The sequence below is a fragment of the Pseudomonas protegens genome, from assembly GCF_003732485.1.
Taxonomy (GTDB): domain Bacteria; phylum Pseudomonadota; class Gammaproteobacteria; order Pseudomonadales; family Pseudomonadaceae; genus Aquipseudomonas; species Aquipseudomonas protegens_B.
The window spans coordinates 309688-312001 of record NZ_MOAK01000043.1 but is presented as its reverse complement, the minus strand read 5'-3'; the positions used below and the strand labels follow the sequence as shown (position 1 = coordinate 312001).

At 57.1% G+C, this 2314-nt stretch carries 3 protein-coding genes; all 3 read left to right on the top strand.

The window, feature by feature from the left end; genetic code table 11:
• The first annotated feature begins 155 nt into the window (after positions 1 to 155).
• Entirely contained in the window at positions 156 to 815 is a 660-nt protein-coding gene (locus tag BLX41_RS10965; protein ID WP_123724883.1) for a paraquat-inducible protein A, read from the top strand.
• Positions 802 to 1425: a paraquat-inducible protein A gene (locus BLX41_RS10960; protein WP_123724882.1), complete on the top strand. Its 624-nt coding sequence runs from the start codon at positions 802 to 804 to the stop codon at positions 1423 to 1425. The genes BLX41_RS10965 and BLX41_RS10960 overlap by 14 nt, the downstream gene beginning before the upstream one ends.
• On the top strand, positions 1418 to 2314 hold an 897-nt coding region (locus BLX41_RS35060), incomplete at its 3' end, for a PqiB family protein (RefSeq protein ID WP_259744674.1). The genes BLX41_RS10960 and BLX41_RS35060, both read left to right, overlap by 8 nt.

The following is a 2314-nucleotide window of genomic DNA, read 5'->3' as shown; positions in this document are numbered from 1 at the left end:
GTCAAGATTAAATTCCGAAACCCCAATTGCGAAAGCAATTGGGGTTTTGTTTTTGCGCTGAGAAAAAACGTTCTTATTCGCAAATAAATTTGCACAGTTATTTTCGAATTGGAACACTAGAATAGCCGTAACTCTTTTCACTTCCAGAGCCCTCTATGTCAGATCCGGTTGACGCCTCCGGGTTGTCAGAACTACCACTGGACGACCTGGTTGCCTGCCATGAGTGCGACTTGCTGATGCGCAAGCCAAAGCTCGCCCACGGTGAGAAAGCCCAATGCCCGCGCTGTGGTTATGAGCTGTACGCCCATCGGCACAATGTCGTTGAGCGCAGTCTGGCTCTGGTAATTGCCGCCTTGTTGCTCTACGTACCGGCGAACTTTCTTCCCATCATGCAGCTCAATCTATTGGGGCAGTCTTCCGAAGATACCGTCTGGAGCGGCGTGCAAGGCCTGTTCGATACCGGCATGGAAGGCGTAGCGCTGGTGGTGTTCCTCTGCAGCATGGGCATTCCATTGCTCAAGCTGATTTGCCAGTTGCTGGTCCTGTTGAGCATTCGCTGGGATATCGGTCGCAGTTATGGCCTGCTGCTCTATCGCATTTATCATCATCTGCGCGATTGGGGCATGCTCGAGGTCTATCTGATGGGCGTGCTGGTGGCCATCGTCAAGCTGGCGGATATGGCGTCCATTACTGTGGGCCTCGGCCTGGTGTGTTTTATCAGTTTGTTGTTGGTGCAGGTCTGGCTGGAAGTGGTGATGTCGCCGCACCAGATCTGGCAGGCGTTATCTGGAGAGGATGTGCATGCGGGCGATTGATGCAGGCATTTTGATTTGTACCGAATGCCATGAATTGAACCGGCAGGAGGCCGACAGCAACGAGCAGACCTGCACTCGTTGCGGAGCTTTGGTACACCCACGGCGTCCCAATAGCATCCTGCGTACCTGGGCCTTGTTGCTTACCGCCGCCATTCTCTACATTCCCGCCAATGTCCTGCCGATCATGACCGTCAGCTCACTGGGTCAGGGCGACCCAAGCACCATCATGTCCGGGGTCATCCAATTGGTGCAGCACGGTATGTTCCCCATCGCCGCCGTGGTGTTTGTCGCCAGTATTCTAGTGCCCACCTTCAAGCTGGTGGGCATTGCCCTGTTGCTGTTCTCGGTGCAGCGTCATCAGCCACTGTCAGCGCGGCAACGGATCATCATGTACCGCTTCATCGAGTTCATCGGCCGCTGGTCGATGCTGGATATTTTCGTCATCGCCATCCTGGTGGCGGTGGTCAACTTTGGCCGGCTGGCCAGCATCGAGGCCAATCTCGGTGCGGTCGCCTTTGCCAGCGTGGTGATCCTGACCATGTTGGCCGCAGTAACTTTCGATCCCCGACTGATCTGGGATAACACGGAGTCGGACGACGACCATGAGTGATTTGCCTACCGCCAAAACCCGCCCGGCCTCCAACTGGTCGGCCATCTGGGTGCTGCCCCTGATTGCCCTGATCATCGGTGGCTGGCTGGGCTGGCGGGCCTACAGCCAGACCGGCATCGAGATCCAGTTGCGCTTTGAAAGCGGTGAGGGGATACAGGCCAACAAGACCGAAGTGGTCTACAAAGGCATGCCCGTGGGTAAGGTCAAGACTCTGGCTCTGGACGATGAGGGCAACTCCAGGGGAGTGATTGCCACGGTCGAAATGAACAAGGATGTCGAGCAGTACCTGAAGACCAACACCCGCTTCTGGCTGGTCAAGCCCAGTGTCAGCCTGGCCGGGATCACCGGTCTGGAAACCCTGGTCTCAGGCAATTACATTGCGGTCAATCCCGGTGAAGGAGAGCCCACACGCAAGTTCAAGGCCCTGGCCGAAGAGCCTCCGTTATCGGATGCCAAGCCCGGCCTGCACCTGACCATCAAGGCCGAGCGCCTGGGCTCGTTGAACCGCGGCAGCCCGGTCTTCTACAAACAGATCCAGGTCGGACAGATCAAGAGCTTCCTGCTTTCCGAAGACCAGAACACCGTCGAGCTCAAGGTCTACATCGAACCGACCTACGCCAATCTGGTACGCAAACACACGCGCTTCTGGAACGCCAGCGGAATCAGCATCGACGCCAATCTGTCCGGGGTAAAAGTGCGCAGTGAGTCCCTGTCCAGCATAGTGGCTGGCGGTATCGCGTTCGCCACTCCGGAAAATCGCAGGGACAGTCCGCCTACCGACCCGAGTCTGCCGTTCCGCCTTTACGAAGATTTCGATGCCGCTCAGGCGGGCATCCGGGTCAAGGTCAAGCTCACCGATTTCGAAGGCCTGCAGGCTGGGCGCACGCCC

What these genes read in the sequence shown, in the direction of transcription:
- BLX41_RS10965 (WP_123724883.1), top strand. Translation starts at nt 156, where the DNA reads ATGTCAGATCCGGTTGACGCCTCCGGGTTGTCAGAACTACCACTGGAC.
- BLX41_RS10960 (WP_123724882.1), top strand. Translation starts at nt 802, where the DNA reads ATGCGGGCGATTGATGCAGGCATTTTGATTTGTACCGAATGCCATGAA.